The following is a 21,212-nucleotide window of genomic DNA, read 5'->3' on the forward strand; positions in this document are numbered from 1 at the left end:
CTACTCCTGAATACGGGTTTCAATGATACCGCCACCTAAACAGACTTCGTCTTGATAAAAGACGGCTGATTGTCCCGGAGTAACTGCTGCAACAGGATAATCAAAGTGGACTTCAATTTTATCTTCACCTAATGGTGTTACTGTACACGCAATATCAGGTTGGCGATATCGTGTTTTAACAGTACAGCGGAAAGCCTCAGTAATAGGTTCCCTTGATACCCAATGTAATTGTTGAGCAATCAAACCTACAGACATCAATCTTGGGTGTTCATGACCTTGAGCAACGATAAGAATATTGTTTTCAACATCTTTATCAACAACATACCAAGGGTCATCGCCACCGTCTTTCGTTCCACCAATACCTAACCCTTTACGTTGACCTAATGTGTGATACATCAACCCTTGGTGTTCACCAATGGTTTCTCCATCAACCGTGATGATAGGACCAGGTTTAGCAGGTAAATAACGCGATAAGAAATCGGTAAATTTACGTTCACCAATAAAACAAATACCTGTTGAGTCTTTTTTCTTTGCTGTCGCTAAATCAAGTTTTTCAGCAATTTTTCTCACTTCAGGTTTTTCCATTTCACCCACAGGGAAAAGGCTTTGTGCAATTTGCTCGTGACTTAACGTATATAAAAAGTAGCTTTGGTCTTTGTTGTTATCAACACCGCGAAGCAATTGGCTTTTGCCATCAACATCACGACGACGAACATAGTGACCTGTTGCGATATAGTCAGCACCCAAATCTTCCGCTGCATATTCTAAAAATGCTTTAAATTTTATTTCTTTATTGCAAAGAATATCGGGGTTAGGGGTACGACCTGCTTTATATTCAGATAAAAAATGTTCGAAAACATTATCCCAATATTCAGCGGCAAAATTGATGGTATAAAGCTCAATGCCAAGTTTATCGCACACAGCTTGCGCATCAGCAAGATCGGTAGATGCTGAGCAATATTCTGTATCGTCGTCTTCTTCCCAGTTCTTCATAAACAGACCAACGACCTGATATCCCTGTTCCTTAAGAAGATAGGCTGAGACGGATGAATCTACGCCACCGGACATTCCTACGATGACTTTTTTTTGGCTGTTATCTGACATGACTGGATCTCACTGCGAAAAAATAAGCGCCATACTTTACCATATCACTGACACAGGTGCATCATGTCTTACTCTGTTTTTGATGCTTTGTTTTTCCTTTAATATTATTTAATTAAAAGGAACACCAAAACTGCTTAATAGAGATAGAGGATAACGTTCACCTTGTTGATAACATAGCAGGCTTTCTCTGACTAAAGGTGAACGTAATTGTTGGCAATGAATAATTTCATCGGCACTGACCCAGTGACAACAATCAATATCACTATCATGAGGCTGAGTTTCATATTGCTCTTGCGCTTCAATAAGAAAAAGAAAACGCAGAAAAGGTGTTTTATCAGGCGCAATCCATTGGTGTAATTTTAGAAAATGTTGAACAGGAAGTGTTAACCCTGTTTCTTCCCATAATTCACGTTGAACCGCCTGAATAAGTGTTTCATTGGCTTCAAGGTGTCCAGCGGGTTGATTCCACGTTGCTTTTCCATTGACCGTTTCTTCAACAACGAGGAACTTATTTTTTGCATGAACGATACACGCGACAGTCACATTAGGTTTAAACAAAATCAATCTCCTTCCATTCACCGGGTAATAAATTATCCAATGTAATATTTCCCATACTAAAGCGGATCAAACGCAATGTTGGATAACCGATATGCGCCGTCATTCGTCTCACTTGACGGTTTTTACCTTCAAATAACGTTATTTTTAACCAAGTTGTCGGGATAGTTTGACGTTCTCTAATAGGCGGATTTCTCTCCCATAGCCATTCAGGTTGTTCAACTATTTCGACTTGTGCAGGTAATGTTTTGCCATCTTTAAGCTCTAATCCATTTCTAAATTGTTGTAATGAGGCTGCACTTGGAATGCCTTCAACCTGAGCATAGTAGATTTTTCCTGTTTTTTTACCCGGTTGTGTTAATTGTGCTTGTAGCTTCCCATCATTTGTTAAGACTAAAAGTCCTTCACTATCTCTATCTAAACGTCCTGCCGCATAAATATCACGAATAGGAATAAAATCTTTTAGTGTTTTTCTGCCATTTTCGTCTGTAAATTGCACAAGAACATCGAAGGGCTTGTTGAAGATAACGACTTTACGCTCACCTCTTGGGCGCACTGGTTTTCTTTGTGCGAGTAGCGTGTGATGTTTTCTCGATTTAGCGCTATTTTTAAGTTGATTTGCCATAGTTAATTTTTGTAAAAAATGGGAGATTGATTATACCTTAAAAGAGAAGCGATTGGCGTTAGCTGAATAATCAAGTAGTATTGACAGGTCTCTTACAAAAAATTAACAAAGCGTGCGCTTACATGAAAGGAGAGGTAAATGGAAAGCAAAGTAGTTGTTCCGGCTAATGGCGCTAAAATTACACTAGATGCTAAAGGTAAGCTTGTTGTTCCAAATAATCCGGTTATCCCTTATATCGAAGGGGATGGTATCGGTATCGATGTTACGCCAGCAATGTTAAAAGTTGTTGATGCCGCAGTTGAGAAAGCTTACGGCAAAGAACGTAAGATTGAGTGGATGGAAGTCTACACCGGTGAAAAATCAACGCAGGTATATGGTAAAGATGTTTGGTTACCAGAAGAAACCTTAGATCTTATCCGCGAATATCGAGTTTCTATTAAAGGTCCTCTTACTACGCCAGTTGGCGGTGGTATCCGTTCATTAAATGTTGCATTACGCCAACAACTTGACCTCTATATTTGCCTACGCCCAGTACGTTATTACAAAGGCACTCCAAGCCCAGTTAAACAGCCAGAACTAACCGATATGGTTATCTTCCGTGAAAACTCAGAAGATATTTATGCCGGTATTGAGTGGAAAGCGGGCTCAGCAGAAGCAGATAAAGTGATTAAATTCCTGCAAACTGAAATGGGTGTTACTAAAATCCGCTTCCCACAAGATTGCGGTATTGGTATTAAGCCTTGTTCAGAAGAAGGTACTAAGCGTTTAGTTCGTGCAGCAATTGAATATGCTATTGATAATGATCGCGATTCAGTCACATTGGTACACAAAGGTAATATTATGAAATTTACCGAAGGTGCCTTTAAAGACTGGGGTTATGAGTTAGCTCGCGAGGAGTTCGGTGGTGAATTATTAGATGGCGGTCCTTGGGTCAAAATCAAGAATCCAAAATCAGGTAAAGAGATCATCGTTAAAGACGTTATCGCTGACGCATTTTTACAACAAATTCTGTTACGCCCAGCAGAGTATGATGTTATCGCATGTATGAACCTAAATGGCGACTATATTTCTGATGCATTAGCAGCTCAAGTAGGTGGTATTGGTATCGCACCAGGTGCAAATATTGGTGATGAGTGTGCATTGTTTGAAGCAACACACGGCACAGCACCAAAATATGCAGGCCAAGACAAAGTTAACCCAGGTTCGATCATTCTTTCCGCAGAAATGATGTTACGCCACATGGGTTGGACAGAAGCTGCTGACTTAATCATTAAAGGTATGGAAGGCGCAATTGCCGCTAAGACTGTAACTTATGATTTCGAACGTCAGTTAGAAGGCGCTAAACTGCTGAAATGTAGCGAGTTTGGTGACGCGATTATCAAACACATGTAATTGTTGATTTGATAAATAGTTAACGGGAGCTTATTAGTTCCCGTTTATTTTTTGTACTATAAAATTCTTCCCCAAAATATCCCCAAAACTCTTCCCCAAAACTGTTCAATTAAACAGCAATAATTTGCCATTCTTTACCTCTATCGTCGTGGTATTTATCAGTCATATTTTGTGTTTTATGACCCAATAATTTTTGTGTATTAATTCCTTGTTCTCGATAAAGTCGCTCAGATAAAGATCGCTGTTCATGGAAAGTTGGTGCCGTACCTTTTTCCCAAGTTAACCCACATTTATCTCGCGCTTTTTTAAACGTTGTGGTTAATGTATTTGGTGTGACTTGTTCGCCTCGTTTCGCTTGTGCGGTGGTATGCCGATAATGCACTAGATATTTACTCACAACCGCATCACGACATTGAGCAACAACATCTCTTAAGGAGAGATTGATAGCCTCACATTTTAGTGAAAGAGGGATGGCCAACTTACTCCCCGTTTTTTCTTGCTGTATATGCAACATGTCATCCCAAATATCAGAGAATTTCATTTTACAGATATCACCGATCCGCTGACCTGTGGTTAAAGCCAATAACATGCCACATTGCAGGTAAGGAGGGTGGTTTTTAGCTTGCTGGTAAATAGTGCGCCATTCGTCCAATGTCATGCGTTCTCTTTTCACTCTGTTTCGTGGTTGTTTAGTTGCTTTCGCAGGATTGTAACCAGGCGGAACATAGCCTGCATGTTGAGCTTCTTTAAATACATCAATAAGCACCATGCGAACGACTTGAGCCATTCTTGAATGTCCTAATACTTTGATGGAATCTATTATTTCAGCGATATCTAATGCGGTTATCTCTTTTAATATTTTCGTACCACAATACTGACGGAATAAATTAATGGGTTTCATTTTTTGTCGATAAGAATTAATTTTTAATTCACCGATATCTAATCTTTCTTTTTGAATATCTAGATATTTATCCATCCATATATCGACAGATATTTCAGACTTGTTTGTCTTAATTTTTGATAACCGTTCATTAATACTTAATAACTGTCGAGTATGTTGTTCAGCAATAATTGTATTGGCTTGAATGGCGGTTTCTCTCGCTTCTTGCTCGTCGGTGCCTAAGCTATGAAATTTACCGGTGATGGGATGTTTATATTGCCAATAAATTTTGCCGTTACGTTTATCTAGCTTTCTATATAGATTAGGGATGATAATTTTATGGGTTCGTGGTCGGGCAGCCATCGGTAATTATCCTCTTAAGTCGTTCCGTTGATTTAGTAGGAATTTGGGGGAGAGACAGATAACCCACATAACGAGCTTCTCTATCAACCATCCACTTGCGGCCCACTTTCATTGCAGGTGGTGCAATAAGGTTATTCTTTGCGTATTTTTGTAATACCGTCATGCAAGGAGAGGCATCTCCAAATTCCAACCTTGCCCACGCTTCAAGAGTCACCATTCTTGACATATTTTCTCTCCACGTTATTTATACTCAGTTTAAATAAATATTAATTAGCGTAATCCGTTAAGCAGTATTTTAAATAATATGAATAGCGATACGAGGATAAGGTAATCCAATCGGCGCAAAAGGAATATCATCATCAAAGTCCATTGGGGGTTCATTATGTTTAGGAGATTGTTGTGGGCTCCATCCGTGTTGATGAGGTGATGGTTGTGATTTCTGGCTACCTGCCTGATTGTTGTTACCTAAAATTTGCATTGAGCCATTAATATTCACTACAACTTCCGTGCTGTATCTGTCTTGTCCATTTTGATCTTGCCATTTACGTGTTTGTAATTGACCTTCGATATAGACTTGTGAACCTTTACGCAGATATTCGCCAGCAATTTCGGCGAGCTTTCCAAATATCACAACTCTATGCCATTCAACACGTTCCTTGGTTTCACCTGATTGTTTATCTTTCCATGAATCGCTGGTGGCTAATGTAATATTAGTAACTGCATCGCCATTTGGGAGGTAACGCATTTCAGGATCTTGACCTAGATGTCCTATCAATAAGACTTTGTTTACACCTTTACTTGCCATTACATCGCCTCCAATTCTGATTTTCTGATGTTATATACTTCCTTTGCTTTTGATTGTTCAGGCGTTTTCCTGAGTAACTTCCATGTTTCACCAAATTCTTTTTTCAAAATATTGAGATCTGTAATAGCCATTGCTGAATTAGTAAAATCTTTCAATATTTGATCTGGTGTTCTCGGTGCTACATTGTGGACTTCTGCATCAGCATCGATTGCCGTTTCTTCGGTTGGTATACAAAATGTTTGGAAAGCTGCGTATTTATATGCAATAGACATGGCTTTATTTGTGGCTTTGTCTCCGCTATCCATTGCTTCACCATAAGTCACAACCGTGTGTTTGCTTCCGTCTTCAACAGAAACAAATTCAAACTCAGCTTTCACTACGACATAGAATAACAAGCCACCTCTTTGTGTTTGTCTTTCCGTGACGGTACGTTCAATGATCCGTGGAAGAATAAGCAATCCATGCTTAACTAGAGCAGGAGCGAGGGCATTATATACAGCGTCAATTCCTCTGAACATAAATCCTTGTTGCTGGTTTACACTTCCTTTTTTAATGCCCGTTTCAGCCATTTCTCTAGCAACATTACTAATAGCTTTGTATACAGCAGTCATATTAATCCCCTAAATATTGACCTTGACGGCGATCACTTCCGTAGTAATCGACTTCAAATTTATTACTAGGCGTATATGTCCTTTTTGAATCTCGTTGGGCTTGAATATGCTCAGGAAGAGGAGGATGATTCTTGGATGCATCTAAATTCATATACCAAAGCGTCATAGCGAGTCGCTGTTCAGCTATGCTAGGCGAATTGCTAGGTAGTTCTCCTTCAATAATAGCTATTGCATGAGCGAGAGCTTCTTTGAAATTCCTTTTCGGAGTAGGTGAACTTAGTCGAGGGTATTTATCATTTGGGTATATTTGATTATTAAAATTATTCACAAAAAATTACCTCTATCCATAGAGCCTATTCATCGGGATATTTATTTTTTTGCATACCTTTGCGTTGTATTGATGTTTTATGCCATAAGCCAGTTTTAATGTCTGATTGGCCTTATTCCATCCATGTTCATCTTTGAGAAAATGGGCGATCCCTGCTTGGCTTTGGGCTAAACAAAGTGTGTATTTATCAATGTTCATGTTTACCTCTGGATGTGCAAAATCCTCACTAATTAAGTGATAGTGGTAATGATTGATATTCTGGTGTTGGCGAAAAAAGATTTAGACGAGAGGGAAATATTTTTATTAATGTTTAACTTTGTTTACTAAGGTATTTAAAACGGCTTTTTTTAATGCCGTTTTTATCGCATTTTCTCCAATCAAATTATCTGAGAAGTCGCTTAGTAATATAGCTAACTCAGGGATTTCATCTGAAGCATTTATTTGAGTGTTTACTTCTACTCGATGTGGTTTATTTTCAATGTGATTTAAAGTTAATTTGACGTTAATAACGACAGAAGTATCTTGTTGAGTCATTTTTATTTTCCATTTATGATGTTTTGATAATTAAGATGATAAAAGTTATGGAAATATTACTCTTTAAGTAATTTTTTTAATTCTATAATTTTATCAATAAGTATATTTACCTCAGAGTCAGTAAGGATGTTACTGCTCAAAATTGAAATTTCTTTTTCAATAATTAATATTTCATCATCTATTGAGTTAGCTTTTGGTATCATTTCTAAATATATTTTTTTTACATCTTTATCCAAATCTTCAAATTCCTTTTTAAAGGATTTTATATCCGACAATGTTTTCATATATTGAGGTAATTGTTGTTTGTTAAGCTCATTTGATTTGAGTAAACATTTAATATTTTTTATCTCATATTCTATTGGTCGGTTATGAGCTCGTTTCAAACTGAATGCTTCAATTGAGGAATTAAGTTTTGCTAAGTTTTCATTTAATGATTCTAATATAGATGTAGTGTACTCTAAAACACTATTGGCACTATTAATTATGTCGAGAATATTTTTTTTCATTATTGAACCACATCGTTAGAATAAAATAGCTTAGATTATAGTATCTCCTTCATATAAAATATGAGATGAAAGTCAATCATTCAATTAATTTGATATACTGATCATCCAATATAAGGTGGTTTCTAATTTATCTTGCAGTGACACAAAATTTGTCCTTTGATTTTTTTGTTCTAACACTCGAAAACATAACTATGTTTGGTAAACAACAGTTATCAGGTGATGATTGATACTTAGGTTCAATATTTCTAGTCACAGGAATGTGGCTTAGCGATAGTGTCTTTTCAACGCGGTTTAATTTTTTAGTTTCTAGTTGAAATATTGAGTCTAGTTGCATCTCAATATCTCTAATTGCAATGGCTTCGACTTTCCGTCTGGCATGACGTCTATTTGCAGAGTTACCACGTAAAAAGTCTGGTTTGCGTGATTTCTTCACTTTTATAGTTGCCATATATCCTCCAAACAGTTGGCTTTAGTGATTGGTGATAAAATAATGAAACACCAATCCGAAAACCTTCTGAGAAGGTTGACGCTTTATCAGCGTCGCCGTTTTGATAGCTAATACACAGCTCGCTACCATCGTTGTTAAAGAACTTCAACGTGCTGTGTTCCGTTGATGTGCTTAGTTTATTAAATACTAAAATTTAGGTCAAGTATTTACTAAACATGATTTAGTTAATAATTAACAACACTATGAATGTTAAGTAAATTTATTTGTGAAAAATCGCAGGTTGTAATGTCGAACATTTATTTTGAGGAGAGAGGCACAAAAAAGCCTTCTCAGAAGGAAGGCTAGAGTCAGGCTAATTTTTGCTTAGCAAACTTAATTGCTGAATCTTTATCTTTAGCTTCAAAGTGAGTTATCTTATATTTATCTAGGGTGTACCTAATTTCATCAATAGCCTTTGACTCTGGGGTTTTTAATTTGACTTTGTGGTCAATAGTGAATAGTACATTATTGAATGTCAGTATTTTCTCATCAACAGCTCGTCTTATTCTAGCTACCCACTTATCACAATGCTCAAGCATTTTGCTTGGCTCAATTTGGTTGAATGCAAGTGGCTTTATGGCACAAAGAATCTCTTTTGCACTTGTCTCTGCTACTAGTGGCATTTCAAAACTAGTGAGCTCTCCCCCTAATCTGATTTTTTTAAATGCGCCTTTTAGCTCGCTGTGAACTTGGAATCTATGTCTTAATTCTGCGGCTAAGATGTCTTCTCTGCGCTCTTTTGTATTGCCTGTTTGTTTAATAAATTTGCTGTATAGCCTATCAAGCTCTTCATTTGCATTGTGAGCCATTAATACACGAACAGGGCTATAACAAAAAATAGACTCACGCTTTTCGGTTAAGTTAAAAAAGAAGTCTCTTAATCCTTCAGCAGAATTAAAGTTAGATGCAATATCTGATGCTACGTTTAATTCATTTTCTATTAATGGTTTAACCACTTTAAAGATAGAGTCATCTCTAAAAAAATTCTGTATTCTAGCATCGTTAGACTTCGTCAAACTAAAATGAAGTTCGTTGGTTTTCGGAGAGCAAATAACCACACCTACATTCGCAAATTCTTCAGTTTCTGCGTATGGAGCATATCTTATGATGCTGTAAAGTAATGGTATTTTCATATTATTGTACTCCTAAACTCACTACTTCTTCCTCTAGCTACGGTATGTAATATATTGTTAGAAATACTATTTTTGGATAACTCATCATCAACCCATTCAGTTGGTATTTCCTCTAGTGCATCATCGCATGAAGAGTTAATACATTCTATTAATTCTTCATTGGATATTGCATCGAACATGTCATATTGCCAACTCCTGTTTTTTGGTGAGAATACATGGAATTCAAACATGTCTATGTTGCAGTTTGGATCAAATGCAAGATTATGGTCTATTAAATAATAGCTTTGTTTTTTTACGTTATAAATAATATTTACATTACCACCAAGTTTGGTAAGCGACCTGTCTGAGTTATTTATCAATCTATCAAATAGGTATATTTCTTTTTGTTTTTGTATGTCAATAAGTTGGTGAGCCAATGTAAATGTAATACTAGCTGAGTCCTCGATAAATTGAGAAGCGAATGCATATCCACAGGAAAGCTTTCCTTTTAGATCAGGAGGTAAAAAATCAACAATGTCACTTGGAACATATACGATAGCAAAATCAGGGATCGGCAAATTGATTTTCTTTGCTATAGCTGATGCCACATATTCATGAATTAATTCTCTTCTTGATACAGATGCATTGCTTTTTATAACGTAAAGATTTCCATCATCACAAGAGCATAAAATAGGTTTTGTAGAGCCAGCGTCCATTTGGCGAATAGCCTCTGTGACTTCTAATTGATTATTATTTTGCATTAATCAAAATCTCGAATTTATCTACACCTAAAACGTGTTGTTAGACTGTTGGGAAAAATGCTTTACCTGTTTTTTCGCAGATATCAATAAACTTGATAGGTTTAACTATAGCTGCGACATAATGAATTGTATCTACTTGATCTGGTGATAACGTTATTGGTTTATGTGAGTTGTTGATACTGGTGAATTGATAGTCTCCATCTCTAGTTTTATTAAAGATTTTTATCATATTGTGACCATCAATCGTACGTACAAATACCTCGTCACCTGTTTTTACTGATGTATTCGGTTCAACGACAACATACTCACCTGATTGAATGCGAGGCCACATGCTGTCACCTTTAACTTTAAGCCCGTATGCATCAACATCATCACTGTATATTTTTAACCATCCACTATGGGCTTCAATCATATCAACAGCACCATCGACACCTAGAAATGCTTCGCCACGTACTTTGACTAAACCTGATGGTATTCTACCTATGAATTCAACCTCATCATCCTGAATATCTTGGGTATCCAGATAACCAATAGGCATCCCATAGTCTCTTTCTAGACGACGAGCAGCCTTCTCTCCAAACGATGATTTACCACTCATCAGTTGAGATATATAGCTTTTCTCTTTAGTGGGCAGGGTTTTACCTTTAAACCACTGTGAGAGTTTTATTTGTCTTAATTTTTTTATTTCCATATCTTTATTTTGATTAGTAATGACTAAACAAGCAAATACTTGACGTTTGGTTTAGTGTTTAATAAACTCCATGTTTGAAACTTATGGAGAATAAATATGGAGTTAAAAAAATATATAGATTCACTTGAGTGGGGGGGAGCTAAAGAATTAGCTGACCAATTGGGTGTTTCGAAGTCTTTCCTTTCTCAAATGGCATCTGGTGTTAGTGCTATTTCTCCTAAACGTTGTGTTGAAATTGAAATAGCAACAAATGGTGCAGTTACACGCAGAGATTTAAGGCCAGACGATTGGTATAAAATTTGGCCTGAATTAGAAACTGTATAGTTTTATTCGCTCTTTAACAATCGCAGTTTTTGACTGCTACGGAGTCGCTGATAAAGCGACAACTTTTCCCCCAATATCAACTCATACGGAACGAGCCACGGATCATTATTGTCCCTTAGTTAACTCATAAGGACTTTAAACAATGGAATGCGCAAATACACGCAAACAATTTAATCAATTTATCTCTAATCACCTAATAGCTTCAGCATTGCAAGCATTGAGAAATAAAACTCAATCTGCTGTGGCTAGAACTTTAGGTGTTCATGATTCAACAATCCTACGTCGAACTGAAAAATACCCTGAAATATGCGAAACACTTGTTGCATCGGGAATTATTGATTTTGTGATGGAAGGAGAACGAAAAATCTCAGAAGAAGAGTACCGATTTTTGTGGAAACAAATGGGTGAACTTTCTCAAATGAAAATAAAAGAAAACGCCTCGATTGCGGCAACAAACGAGGCGTGTTGTTCAATGGAATTCACCATTTAACGTACAAATATACTGTATCAACATCCAGTTTTTATCACAAGGGGAAACTTCGGTTTCCCTTTTTTGATACAGCTTTGGAATGGAGAAATTATACCATGAGACAAAGAATAAATCATGAATTTAATGGCTGTGATGAGCATAAAAACATCATGGAAAATAGGTTATTACAAGAAATAACCCCACTAGGTTGTCAGCGTTTAAAGGAAGCATTGAAAGACGCAAAACTAAGGAAAGCACATCGGGATAAGTTATTAGGAGAGCGAAAATGAGTATGCTTCTAATGGCAAAAGCCATGCAATTACAGGTGGGGAGTACAGCACAAAAAATGGTGCTACTGAAACTTGCCGATAATGCCAATGATAAAGGTGAGTGCTTTCCTTCTTATGAGACTATTGCACGTCATTGCGAAATTAGCCGTCAAAGTGCGATAAACCACATTAAAAGTTTATGTAAAAAAGGGTTTGTTCGTAAAGTTACGCGAAAAACAGATAAGGGGCATACTTCCAATTTATATATTCTGGATTTGGAGGCTAAATCTCTTGATGACGGTAGTCAAAATACAGTACCCCCTAGTCAAAATTCTGTACCAGAGGTAGTCAAAGAATTTGACCACGGTAGTCAAACGGTTGGACTAGGGGGTAGTCAAAAATTTTTACCCAGAACCAGTCAGTCTTTTAACCAGTCAATTAACCCTAAAAAATTATCGTCTGACGACTCGAAACCTGCAAAGCAGATTTCAATTAATCGGCAAGCTAACATTCCTTATCAGGAAATTATGCAAGCCTTCAACGAATCGGCAGGGGATAGATTACCCAATGCCGAATCACTGAATGACAAACGCAAACGAGCAATATCCAAATTCCTGAAAGAGCTCAAAGAACCCACAGTTGAATCAGCTAAAAATTATTTTGATTATTTTATGGAAACGGCGAGTGCTTGGTATTTCGGTGAAAATAATCGAGGTTGGCGAGCAAATTTTGATTATTTACTCAGACCTGAAACGGTACTCAAAACAAGGGAGGGAGCACTGTGATGAACCAAGTTCCGAATAATTTAATGGCGGAACAAAATGTGATTGGAGGACTCCTGCTTGACCCGCAAAGTGATAATGCGCAATCAATTTTTTCACTGCTAAAACCTGAAGATTTTTATGCCCAACACCATCAAATTATCTATCTCACCCTGCGAGAAATGTATACCCAACGTATGCCAATAGACATCATGACGGTGACGGATTGTCTGGAGTCAAAAGGGCGAGTTAATCAATCAGGTGGCTTTGCCTATCTTGCTGAGATGGCAAGAGAAACACCGAGTATTGCTAACATTATGGCTTATGCGAAAAAAATCCGAGAGTGTTCCGCACAGCGTTTTGTTATTGAAAAGACGGTTGAAATTCAAAAGCTCATGATGGTGCCAAGTGAGTTAAGTTTTACGGATAAAATTGAACAAGCACAACGCTTGCTTGATGAAGCCACTTCGTTTGGAAAAATGGGGAGAAAAACAGGGTTACGCCGAATTGATGATGTGCTGGATGATGTTTTTACCGACATTTGTGATCGACAAGATAATCCAGAGAAACATCGAGGATTAAAAACGGGATTTAAAGATTTTGACCGTCTATTAAGCCCAAAACAGATTGTCATAGGCTCACTGTTCGTGATTGGTGCTCGCCCTAAGATGGGGAAAACAACCGTTCTCACTGAAATGGCAAAGAATGTTTCACAACAAGGTAAGCCTGTATTGCTGTTCAGCATGGAAATGACAGACAAACAGCTTATTGAACGGACATTAGCCCAACAAACCCAGATTAATTCAGATAAATTTTACCAAAAGTTAGAAGAGCATGAATGGGATAGGCTTTGCAATGCCATAGGTCGCCTTAAAGATGAGCCCTATATTTGGGTGGATGATACACCTGGCATGTCCTTACAGCATATTCGCTCTGAAAGTCGGAAAATCAAACGCAAAGTCGGTGATATTGGGTTTATTGGTGTCGATTACCTCACCCTGATGCAAGCGGGAAAAGCTGACCGTAATGATATTGCCTATGGCGAAATCACTAAGGGGCTAAAGATATTAGCGAAAGAGCTCAATACGGTGGTTGTGTTGCTTGTACAACTGAATCGAGGATTGGAAAACAGGGCTGATAAACGCCCCGTACCAAGTGATTCAAGAGATACAGGACAAATCGAGCAAGATTGTGATTATTGGTTAGGCATTTATCGTGATGCGGTGTACCACGATAATGCGGATGAAACGCTGACTGAAATGATTTTAAGGCTCAATCGACACGGTAAAACAGGCACCGTGTATGTTGATCAACAAGGATTGAGTATTACGCCAGTTGATCAATATATGGCTGCATATCGCGCTCAACCGAAACGAGAGCCTAAAAGGTATTGTGAAAAATCGTTTTAACTCATAAAAGTAAAAAGGAGGCCTCGTGACAGATGATATCTGTCTCCATAAATCCAATCTCAACAGTATTTTCAAAGTGCTCTCCGAAATCGTGACAACAGGTAAACGCTATCGCATCAAAATCACCGAGTGGCGTGATTTAAGAACCATACCAATGAATAAAACATGGCGTATGTGGATGGAAACCACAGGCGAGTGGTTACGTGCACGTGGCGTTGTTATCGATATTAAAAATGGTGTCGGTGAAATCGTTTTATCAAAGCCCATTACTAATGAGGAAACGCATGAATATTTTGTTGGACATTGGTTAGGACGCAATGAAAACGGTGAGCGTGAAAAAACCAGCAAGATGGATAAGGCAAGGATGCTTTACATGATGGAGAAACATGAACAATGGTGCATTGAGAAGGGAATTCCCATCATCATTCCCAGTAATTCTGAATATATGAGTTTGAAAAGAAATCAAGAGGAATAATTGCTGATGGACAAATCAAAGGACAACAGAATGAAGGTGCTAAGGCGACGACGCTGTAAAATATGTAAGGAATGGTTTCATCCTAAATACAGTAATATTTGGTGGTGTTGCCCAGAACACGGAGCAGAACTGGCAATAAAACAAAGGAATAAGGAAAAAGAAAAAGCGTTAGTAAAACTCAAAAAGGCACAAAGAGAAAAGGAAATCAAAGCAAGAGACAAACTCAAAGCCCGCAAGTTAGCAGTAAAACCTACCTCATATTTTATCAAACAAGCTCAAACTGCGTTTAATCAATACATCAGGCTCAGAGATCATGATGAGCCTTGTATTAGTTGTGGTGAAACTAATCCTCCAGATTTACATGGAGGACAATGGGATTGTGGCCATTTTTTATCTGTGGGTTCACACCCTGAGCTGAGATTTGATGAACGTAATGCATATAAGCAATGTAAATCATGTAATGGTGGATCAGGGCGATTTACGCATAAAAATGCCAGTGTAAGTCAAAAGTATGAGGAAAAACTTATCGAAAAATTTGGTCAAGAATTAGTTGATTGGCTACGAGGGCCTCATGAGCTTCCGCATTGGCGACGCGAAGATTATATCCAGATACGAGATAAATACAGAGAGAAGGTCAGGCAATTAAAACGAGAAAGAGAGATGAAGGTGTAAGTGATTAATTAATAGGCAACAAGGTAACAAATGGTTTGGAGAAGTCTGTATGAGAGATATGCAGGAAGTTTTATCGCGTTGGGGAGCGTGGTGTGCTAATGAGGGAAATAGTATCGATTACTCATCAATTGCCGCAGGTTTTAAAGGATTAATTCCAAGCTCAAGACGAAGCCGAGAGCAATGTTCAGATGATGATGGCTTAAAAATAAATAAAGCGGTATTACATTTAAAGGTAAATAATAGTTACTTGTTTCAGTTGGTTATTATGTACTATGTGAAGAATTATCCTTTGCGTTCAATGGCTTCAAAACTCGGTATTTCTCATAACGAAGTGGCTAAGCGATTGCAGACAGCGGAAGGATTTATTGAGGGATGTCTATCGGTTGATAACGTAAAATTAGACATGGATAAAATAATTAGAAAACACCACATTTATAGTCTTGTGTAATTACAAAACACAATATATTGTGTTAATAATGATTTCAATGTTACATGATTATCTATTGAAAACCTCGTGAGTATAGCGGGGTTATGTTTTTTAGGGGCATACTTAACCTGATTTACCGCAAAAAAATAAAGTTTGCTATCTGAATTTTTCTATGGCTTAATAGCGTCACTGGTTTGGAAGTACAGGCCTATTTATGTTAGTCAGTTTAAAGTTGTTCCCGTTTAGCGTTATCCTCGATACCTCTTCATTGTGAATTCCTTCTAATTAATACCCATAAGTAAAAATACAAAACAAACCGCATATGCCTTATGGCAAATTAAATAAATTAAAGGAAATTCTATGTCTAATACAATGACTGGTACAGTAAAATGGTTCGATGAAGGTAAAGGTTTTGGTTTTATTACTCCAGCTGATGGCAGCAAAGATGTATTCGTACATTTCTCTGCAATCCAAAGTGATAGCTTCAAAACATTAGCTGAAGGTCAACAAGTTTCATTCACCATGGAAAATGGTATGAAAGGCCCAGCAGCAGGCAACGTGGTGGCTCTCTAAAGGCGCTATTACTATTCGCCTCTATTTTAAATGCCCTTGTTGTAGCGGTTCACAATATAGAACATCACAATTTGATGTCACAGTGAACAATCCACACGGCGCAAAATGTATCTTTTGCAAAAGTGTGATGACAGCTCAAATGAGTTAAGCATTAAATAGTTGAATATACAAAACCTCGCTTCGGCGGGGTTTTTTGCTATCTACAATCTCATATTAGTTAAAGATAAAAAATTTAGATTTTAGGGCTTGAAAAATACTTGCTCGTTCATATTTATATTTTGGGTAAATAAGATACCGCCCATAATTCACTAAATACTGAAGGAGGAGTTATATGCCTAACATTAAACCTTTTTCATTATTCCCAACATTATCTGACAACTTGCTTTCAAATCGTTTTGATCAGATAGATCGCCTGTTTAGTCAGTTAACAGGCAGTAAGCCTATTGCATCACCTGTACAGACTTATAACCTGAAACAGATTGATGATAACCATTATGAACTGACGGTGAGTGTGCCTGGATATCAAGAAAATGACTTATCGGTTTCATTGAAAGGAAGTCGTTTATTGATTGAAGGGAAAAAAGAAGAAAAATCAGAAGAAGACAATGATAAATGGCTCCACCGAGGCATATCTCAAGGGCAATTTACATTGCAGTTTGACCTCGGTAAAAATGTTAAAATAGATAAAGCGGATTTATCAAGTGGGCTTCTGACTATTGCTATTGAGTATGAGTTGCCTGAAGAAGAAAAACGGCAAACAATAGCGATAGAAAATAAAGATAAAAAATAATTGGGTTAGATAACGTGAATAAGATTAAGGCTACGCATAATGTGTAGCCTTAATTGTTTTTGTCAGGGGATAAATTGTATTAACTTAGATTTTGGTTGGCTGTGATCGAGGGGGAACACAACTAAATCTAATATAGGATTTAGTTGGTTCTGGAAATAACCTAAAAATTGCAAGGGTTAGTTTGAAATCTGTGGTGTACTCATTTGAGTTTCTCGGAAACTGTCGTCTAGCGCAAAGCGGATAGATGATGCGAGAGTGATAGTTCCGTTAAGGTTATTATATAACGGACCATTAAGCACAGACGGCATAACATATCCAGAAGGTGTAGTATTTCTAAACCCAGGAGAGCCCCAATAATCCTGCGCACGACTTAATAGCAAATCATCACTAAGATTTAAATCTGTAGATAGAACAGCCCAATTGTGTTGGCGAAGTAATGCAGCATAGCGTTCTGCAGTTGCCATAACTGTAGATGGCTGAATCTGAAAGCTGAAGCAGACACGAACAAAAGTCTCAAACTGTAGAGGACTCTTACCAGCTTCAATTTTCGTCCATGCGCTAGGTGTTTTACCTATCAAATCAGCTACTTGGGCTTGGTGTGTTCCTCGCTCTATTCGCAGTTCACGTAAAAGGATTAAGCAAATACTTGAATATGTTGTAATGTTTTCTACTCTGGACATGACAAAATTGTTCCTATTGATTTCAGTTCAGGTAATATAACACAATTGGTTCCGTAGTGGAATGTATTAGTTCCTGTGAGGAACTTGTTTGTTTTTATTTTGTTCGATTGATGGCTTTTCTGGGTAAACTGTGTTTTATTTGATTGATAGTTTTTTTATTAAATCATGAAGTAAAAGCGATGTGTTCATAGGCTGTTATTGTGTATAAAATCACAGAAATGTTGTCTTTAATATAGTAGGTGAACAATAATGTTTGCAACTTTGCTTTTAGTACGGAGTGGTCTGTCAGATTAGATTTATTTTTGTGTTATAACTATGTTATATCAAATTTGAACAGATACATTTGATTGTGAGGGAAATACTTTATACACAATAAAAAAATGCCGATACGCTAGGAGTCATATCGGCATATAAAATAAACGCAAGAAGCAATGTAAGTCATGTCGTACTAATTCATATCAAACCTGTCAATTTGATATATATTAATGATAATCATTCTCATTAATATATTCAACCCTAAATTAAATAAGGTTACCTTGTAGCCTTTCCGTCTACGCCGACCACAGAATCAACACCCACTTATACCGTTCACACAAGAGCTGTGAGTCGGCTCCTTATTAACTAAAATAAATCGGTAAATGTTATGTCAAAAGAGATAAGCGAATTACAGTTTAGTCTTCACTATGCCTCAGAAACAGACAGTGAAATGAATACTTCAGCCATTTTAACGGCGAATATCCATACGGCTGATGGTGAAACTCAACAACTGACACAACTAATTTGCACGACATCTCCCGCAGGTAAAAAGCAATATCGAATCGGCACACAAAAGATTAATGATGCAGGCGACCCATTGCTGGTGGCGATTGAATCTTATTGGCGCAAAAATACACAAGAGAGCTGTGTTTATTTGTTAGAGAAAGCGAAGCAATTTATTCAGGGACACTTACAACAAACGAATACATGGATATCCATGTACGGCCTTGTGATTGTTTCTAATGCGTCACTTGAAGAGCAGTTGCCTGAAGGTTTATTAAAAGCACTTAAAGTATCAATACCCGCCTAATTTTTATCGTTTCACTTTAACTCTCTCACACTAATTATCAACGGACACTCCTCAGGGGGTGACTATGCGTATGGAAAAATTAACCAATGTAACTTATGGAACCGCAGGCTTAACGGCATTTTTTGCCAGCCTCTCATTATATGAATGGGGATTTGTTATCGGGATGGCGTTTAGCATGGTTCTCGGTTTAGCTACTTATTTTATGACTCGTCGAGAGCAGCGAAAACGCACTCAATTATTTGAAGAGCTTGTTCGTCATGTTGATCCACAAAACCCGACTGAAACGTTAAAAAGGCTTGCTGAATTAATGGTGAAAGCGCCAAAGGATATTTAATGTCTCTCAAACAGAAAATAGCTGCGCTAACAACTGCGGGAGCAACAGCAATCGCGTTAGTTGTCATCGCCCATTTTGAGGGTGTGCATTATGAACCTTATCGTGATGTGGCAGGCGTTCTAACGGTTTGTTATGGGCACACAGGCAAAGACATTATTCAAGGTAAGATATACACACAACAAGAATGTGATACGTTATTACAAAACGATTTTATTAAGACACAACAGCAAGTCGATGTATTAATCAAAGTCCCACTCGATGACTACACCAAAGCTGCTTTATATTCCTTTGCTTTTAATGTGGGAACAACTGCATTTGCTCGCTCAACATTACTTAAGAAACTAAATGCGGGTGATAGAGCGGGTGCCTGTGAAGAAATAAAACGTTGGGTTTATGCAGGCGGAAAGGTTTGGCGAGGGCTTGTCAGTCGTCGAGAGGCGGAGTCAGCACTATGTCATGGAAACCTTTAATCGTCATTATCGGCTTTATCCTTGTATTACTCATTACAGTCGCTGGTGGCATTTATCTCTCGATTGATAACTCATGTATTAAAGATCACGTTAGTTTAGAAAAACGCTGTCAGATTGCACTCTCACATCATCGGTACTAATCATGAAATACGGGAAACTCTATGCTGTCATTGCGATGGTAGGCATTATTGTGGGTGGCTATTGGGTGATTAGCTGGCAAGCTAACAGGATTAATTTACTGATAGATACCAACAAAAAACTGACAGTGGCTCTTGAAGAACAGAAGTCTATTAATACTGATTATCAAGCACGCATAATGAGATTAAATCAGTTGGATATTCAATATACGCAGGAGTTAGCGAATGCCAAGAATGAAATTAGTCGCTTGCGTGATATTAGCGAGCGTCATCCTGAGCGGGTGTATATCAAAGCCGAGTGCCCAAAAAGCAAAACCACTTCCGCCACCAGCTTGGCTTCTGCAACCACCGCCCGACCTACTGACACCGCTATCCGGAATTATTGGTTACTCCGAGAGCGAATTGCAGAGTCAGAAAAAATAATTAGAGGATTGCAGGATTATGTAAGACAAGAGTGTGCGAAATAAAAAAGCCCTGCATAGTGAGTGCTAGGGCTAATTAAATTAATATGTAAAGTCACGTATTAGGCATTAATTCGCATAAGCTGTTAGCATTTCTTGTGCAGCAAGCTTACCTAGTGCATTAGCTGCAAAAGGGCTGTCGCCGGTTAAAAGCTTACGATCTTTATGTACTCGGCCAGTAATATCATCATTGACGATATTCATTCCCATTTTTTTCAGTTCTTCACCGAAGTACCAAGTTAGATGACCTGGCATATAGCCTATATCTGGTGTTTGTTTGTCCGCTGAATCTGGGAATGCACAAATCGAATATCCATTTAGCGGATTATTACCATGGCGAAGCGCAAGAAAAGCGGCTGGACCATGGCAAAGAGAGATAACGAAGCGATCATTTTCGATTGCCCATTGTAGTGCGATAGCAACATCTTTACTTTCAGGTAAGCCAATAAGAGCGCCATGACCACCGGGAACAAATATTGCTGCATATTCACTATTTGCATTTAGGTTTTGGACAATATCTGCCAATTTTTTTGGATTATGGAATTGAGATTTATGTTGTTCAAAAAATGAGATCACTTTTTCATCTTTTCGTGGCATAGCCCAGTATTCAAATTTTGTCATCAAACCCGAAATAGTCGCGACTTCGAATTCGAAACCAGCAGCATGCAGATGGTACAAAGGTAATAAGGTTTCAATCGGATGGTTACCCGTTGAAAATAACTTACCATTGTCTGTTGGCAAATAACGTTCGTCAGCAGCAATCACTAGAATTTTTTGCTTGCCAGTATACGGTTTTGGATAGTCCACCCCATCAAGATCAGAAACGGGATTGGTATATTGACTTAGTGAATATTCTGAAGGGAAAAATGCATTATCTTCAGCCATATCAATCTGTGGGTTCTTATTTGATTGAACGGTCATAGTCTATTCCTTATTGTTACTCTGGTCTGTGGTTACTATGTTTGCAACTATTAACTATTTTTAATCAAGGCAATAATGGGTGTCAATATCCTGAAAGGATAGGTAAGAGTCGTTGATTATTCTCATTTTTATTGTGATGTTTGATATTACTAGCAATGCTAACGTTAGGTAGAAGAACAGGCGTGACGATGGAAAGACATCAATATATTTAATTCTACAA

34 protein-coding genes and 1 pseudogene are annotated in these 21,212 nt (G+C 37.7%); 17 read left to right on the plus strand and 18 right to left on the minus strand.

Annotated features, from left to right (window positions below; translation table 11 throughout):
* From mnmA to rluE, 3 genes are all read right to left on the minus strand, one after another.
* Window positions 1-1,104, minus strand: a complete 1,104-nt coding sequence (mnmA, locus tag F1325_RS07745) for a tRNA 2-thiouridine(34) synthase MnmA (protein WP_109372906.1) — start codon at window positions 1,102-1,104, stop codon at window positions 1-3.
* Between the two features lie 108 nt (window positions 1,105-1,212).
* Window positions 1,213-1,662 carry an NUDIX hydrolase gene (locus tag F1325_RS07750; protein ID WP_109372907.1) on the minus strand — a complete coding sequence of 150 codons (450 nt, stop codon included), beginning with the start codon at window positions 1,660-1,662 and terminating at the stop codon, window positions 1,213-1,215.
* Window positions 1,655-2,284: a 23S rRNA pseudouridine(2457) synthase RluE gene (gene rluE / locus F1325_RS07755; RefSeq protein ID WP_160230263.1), complete on the minus strand. Its 630-nt coding sequence runs from the start codon at window positions 2,282-2,284 to the stop codon at window positions 1,655-1,657. Before rluE ends, F1325_RS07750 begins: the two co-directional genes overlap by 8 nt.
* Before the next feature lie 138 nt (window positions 2,285-2,422).
* On the opposite strand from rluE, the gene icd reads away from it, so the two are divergent.
* Window positions 2,423-3,676: an NADP-dependent isocitrate dehydrogenase gene (gene icd, locus F1325_RS07760; RefSeq protein ID WP_023582546.1), complete on the plus strand. Its 1,254-nt coding sequence runs from the start codon at window positions 2,423-2,425 to the stop codon at window positions 3,674-3,676.
* A 109-nt stretch (window positions 3,677-3,785) separates the two neighbouring features.
* Here the strand turns inward: icd and F1325_RS07765 are convergent, their stop codons facing one another.
* The 12 genes from F1325_RS07765 to F1325_RS07820 form a co-directional block, all read right to left on the minus strand.
* Entirely contained in the window at window positions 3,786-4,919 is a 1,134-nt protein-coding gene (locus F1325_RS07765) for a site-specific integrase (RefSeq protein ID WP_072062659.1), read from the minus strand.
* Window positions 4,894-5,145: an excisionase gene (locus tag F1325_RS07770; RefSeq protein ID WP_017628380.1), complete on the minus strand. Its 252-nt coding sequence runs from the start codon at window positions 5,143-5,145 to the stop codon at window positions 4,894-4,896. The genes F1325_RS07765 and F1325_RS07770 overlap by 26 nt, the downstream gene beginning before the upstream one ends.
* Window positions 5,146-5,214: 69 nt before the next feature.
* Window positions 5,215-5,724, minus strand: coding sequence for a single-stranded DNA-binding protein (locus F1325_RS07775; protein ID WP_160230264.1), 510 nt, complete (start codon window positions 5,722-5,724; stop codon window positions 5,215-5,217).
* Entirely contained in the window at window positions 5,724-6,335 is a 612-nt protein-coding gene (locus F1325_RS07780; protein ID WP_088495883.1) for an ERF family protein, read from the minus strand. Before F1325_RS07780 ends, F1325_RS07775 begins: the two co-directional genes overlap by 1 nt.
* Before the next feature lies 1 nt (window position 6,336).
* A complete protein-coding gene (locus F1325_RS19310; RefSeq protein WP_244313553.1) occupies window positions 6,337-6,501 on the minus strand; it encodes a hypothetical protein in 165 nt (54 codons plus the stop codon).
* A gap of 174 nt (window positions 6,502-6,675) precedes the next feature.
* A complete protein-coding gene (locus F1325_RS07790) occupies window positions 6,676-6,861 on the minus strand; it encodes a host cell division inhibitory peptide Kil (RefSeq protein WP_160230266.1) in 186 nt (61 codons plus the stop codon).
* A gap of 105 nt (window positions 6,862-6,966) precedes the next feature.
* Complete coding sequence (locus F1325_RS07795) at window positions 6,967-7,197, minus strand: hypothetical protein (protein ID WP_004244711.1); 231 nt, start codon at window positions 7,195-7,197, stop codon at window positions 6,967-6,969.
* A 56-nt stretch (window positions 7,198-7,253) separates the two neighbouring features.
* Window positions 7,254-7,703 carry a hypothetical protein gene (locus tag F1325_RS07800; protein ID WP_160230267.1) on the minus strand — a complete coding sequence of 150 codons (450 nt, stop codon included), beginning with the start codon at window positions 7,701-7,703 and terminating at the stop codon, window positions 7,254-7,256.
* A 127-nt stretch (window positions 7,704-7,830) separates the two neighbouring features.
* Window positions 7,831-8,151, minus strand: a complete 321-nt coding sequence (locus F1325_RS07805) for a hypothetical protein (RefSeq protein ID WP_160230268.1) — start codon at window positions 8,149-8,151, stop codon at window positions 7,831-7,833.
* A gap of 347 nt (window positions 8,152-8,498) precedes the next feature.
* Window positions 8,499-9,323 (minus strand): DUF3037 domain-containing protein, encoded by an 825-nt coding sequence (locus F1325_RS07810; RefSeq protein WP_160230269.1) that lies wholly within the window; start codon window positions 9,321-9,323, stop codon window positions 8,499-8,501.
* A complete protein-coding gene (locus F1325_RS07815; protein ID WP_160230270.1) occupies window positions 9,320-10,063 on the minus strand; it encodes a HipA family kinase in 744 nt (247 codons plus the stop codon). The genes F1325_RS07810 and F1325_RS07815 overlap by 4 nt, the downstream gene beginning before the upstream one ends.
* A gap of 40 nt (window positions 10,064-10,103) precedes the next feature.
* Window positions 10,104-10,754, minus strand: a complete 651-nt coding sequence (locus tag F1325_RS07820) for a S24 family peptidase (RefSeq protein WP_160230271.1) — start codon at window positions 10,752-10,754, stop codon at window positions 10,104-10,106.
* Between the two features lie 96 nt (window positions 10,755-10,850).
* Here F1325_RS07820 and F1325_RS07825 point away from each other — a divergent pair, with 96 nt between their 5' ends.
* From F1325_RS07825 to F1325_RS07865, 11 genes are all read left to right on the plus strand, one after another.
* A complete protein-coding gene (locus F1325_RS07825) occupies window positions 10,851-11,078 on the plus strand; it encodes a transcriptional regulator (protein WP_004244717.1) in 228 nt (75 codons plus the stop codon).
* A gap of 142 nt (window positions 11,079-11,220) precedes the next feature.
* Window positions 11,221-11,568, plus strand: a complete 348-nt coding sequence (locus F1325_RS07830; RefSeq protein WP_004247478.1) for a hypothetical protein — start codon at window positions 11,221-11,223, stop codon at window positions 11,566-11,568.
* A 95-nt stretch (window positions 11,569-11,663) separates the two neighbouring features.
* Entirely contained in the window at window positions 11,664-11,837 is a 174-nt protein-coding gene (locus F1325_RS19160; protein WP_004247479.1) for a hypothetical protein, read from the plus strand.
* Window positions 11,834-12,601, plus strand: coding sequence for a helix-turn-helix domain-containing protein (locus tag F1325_RS07835; protein ID WP_160230272.1), 768 nt, complete (start codon window positions 11,834-11,836; stop codon window positions 12,599-12,601). Before F1325_RS19160 ends, F1325_RS07835 begins: the two co-directional genes overlap by 4 nt.
* Window positions 12,601-13,986 (plus strand): replicative DNA helicase, encoded by a 1,386-nt coding sequence (locus F1325_RS07840; protein ID WP_160230273.1) that lies wholly within the window; start codon window positions 12,601-12,603, stop codon window positions 13,984-13,986. Before F1325_RS07835 ends, F1325_RS07840 begins: the two co-directional genes overlap by 1 nt.
* A 25-nt stretch (window positions 13,987-14,011) precedes the next feature.
* Window positions 14,012-14,461 carry a hypothetical protein gene (locus tag F1325_RS07845; RefSeq protein WP_088495870.1) on the plus strand — a complete coding sequence of 150 codons (450 nt, stop codon included), beginning with the start codon at window positions 14,012-14,014 and terminating at the stop codon, window positions 14,459-14,461.
* A gap of 30 nt (window positions 14,462-14,491) precedes the next feature.
* Complete coding sequence (locus F1325_RS07850; RefSeq protein ID WP_167514948.1) at window positions 14,492-15,133, plus strand: recombination protein NinG; 642 nt, start codon at window positions 14,492-14,494, stop codon at window positions 15,131-15,133.
* Window positions 15,134-15,182: 49 nt separating this feature from the next.
* Complete coding sequence (locus F1325_RS07855; protein WP_160230275.1) at window positions 15,183-15,581, plus strand: antiterminator Q family protein; 399 nt, start codon at window positions 15,183-15,185, stop codon at window positions 15,579-15,581.
* 339 nt (window positions 15,582-15,920) lie between these two features.
* Window positions 15,921-16,133 carry a transcription antiterminator/RNA stability regulator CspE gene (cspE, locus tag F1325_RS07860; protein WP_004244726.1) on the plus strand — a complete coding sequence of 71 codons (213 nt, stop codon included), beginning with the start codon at window positions 15,921-15,923 and terminating at the stop codon, window positions 16,131-16,133.
* 7 nt (window positions 16,134-16,140) lie between these two features.
* On the plus strand, window positions 16,141-16,281 hold the full coding sequence (locus F1325_RS19315) for a hypothetical protein (protein WP_418312483.1): 141 nt from the start codon (window positions 16,141-16,143) through the stop codon (window positions 16,279-16,281).
* A gap of 183 nt (window positions 16,282-16,464) precedes the next feature.
* A complete protein-coding gene (locus F1325_RS07865; RefSeq protein WP_160230276.1) occupies window positions 16,465-16,923 on the plus strand; it encodes an Hsp20 family protein in 459 nt (152 codons plus the stop codon).
* 176 nt (window positions 16,924-17,099) lie between these two features.
* Here the strand turns inward: F1325_RS07865 and F1325_RS19320 are convergent, their stop codons facing one another.
* Both F1325_RS19320 and F1325_RS19550 read right to left on the minus strand, forming a co-directional pair.
* Complete coding sequence (locus F1325_RS19320) at window positions 17,100-17,387, minus strand: hypothetical protein (protein WP_244313554.1); 288 nt, start codon at window positions 17,385-17,387, stop codon at window positions 17,100-17,102.
* A 93-nt stretch (window positions 17,388-17,480) separates the two neighbouring features.
* Window positions 17,481-17,603: pseudogene (locus tag F1325_RS19550) on the minus strand (helix-turn-helix domain-containing protein); the annotation flags it as partial.
* A 643-nt stretch (window positions 17,604-18,246) separates the two neighbouring features.
* Between F1325_RS19550 and F1325_RS07875 the strand changes: the two are divergent.
* From F1325_RS07875 to F1325_RS07890, 5 genes are all read left to right on the plus strand, one after another.
* Entirely contained in the window at window positions 18,247-18,669 is a 423-nt protein-coding gene (locus F1325_RS07875; protein WP_160230278.1) for a hypothetical protein, read from the plus strand.
* A gap of 64 nt (window positions 18,670-18,733) precedes the next feature.
* On the plus strand, window positions 18,734-19,003 hold the full coding sequence (locus F1325_RS07880; protein WP_046334538.1) for a bacteriophage protein: 270 nt from the start codon (window positions 18,734-18,736) through the stop codon (window positions 19,001-19,003).
* Complete coding sequence (locus F1325_RS07885) at window positions 19,003-19,473, plus strand: lysozyme (RefSeq protein WP_160230279.1); 471 nt, start codon at window positions 19,003-19,005, stop codon at window positions 19,471-19,473. The genes F1325_RS07880 and F1325_RS07885 overlap by 1 nt, the downstream gene beginning before the upstream one ends.
* Complete coding sequence (locus F1325_RS19165) at window positions 19,455-19,613, plus strand: hypothetical protein (RefSeq protein WP_167514939.1); 159 nt, start codon at window positions 19,455-19,457, stop codon at window positions 19,611-19,613. The genes F1325_RS07885 and F1325_RS19165 overlap by 19 nt, the downstream gene beginning before the upstream one ends.
* Before the next feature lie 2 nt (window positions 19,614-19,615).
* The gene (locus F1325_RS07890) at window positions 19,616-20,077 is read left to right on the plus strand and encodes a lysis protein (protein WP_160230280.1); all 462 of its coding nucleotides are present in this window, start codon (window positions 19,616-19,618) and stop codon (window positions 20,075-20,077) included.
* Window positions 20,078-20,140: 63 nt separating this feature from the next.
* Here the strand turns inward: F1325_RS07890 and hchA are convergent, their stop codons facing one another.
* Window positions 20,141-20,992: a glyoxalase III HchA gene (gene hchA, locus F1325_RS07895; RefSeq protein ID WP_115065288.1), complete on the minus strand. Its 852-nt coding sequence runs from the start codon at window positions 20,990-20,992 to the stop codon at window positions 20,141-20,143.
* Between the last annotated feature and the right edge of the window lie 220 nt (window positions 20,993-21,212).

Source organism: Proteus columbae (assembly GCF_009914335.1).
In the GTDB taxonomy this organism is placed as follows: domain Bacteria; phylum Pseudomonadota; class Gammaproteobacteria; order Enterobacterales; family Enterobacteriaceae; genus Proteus.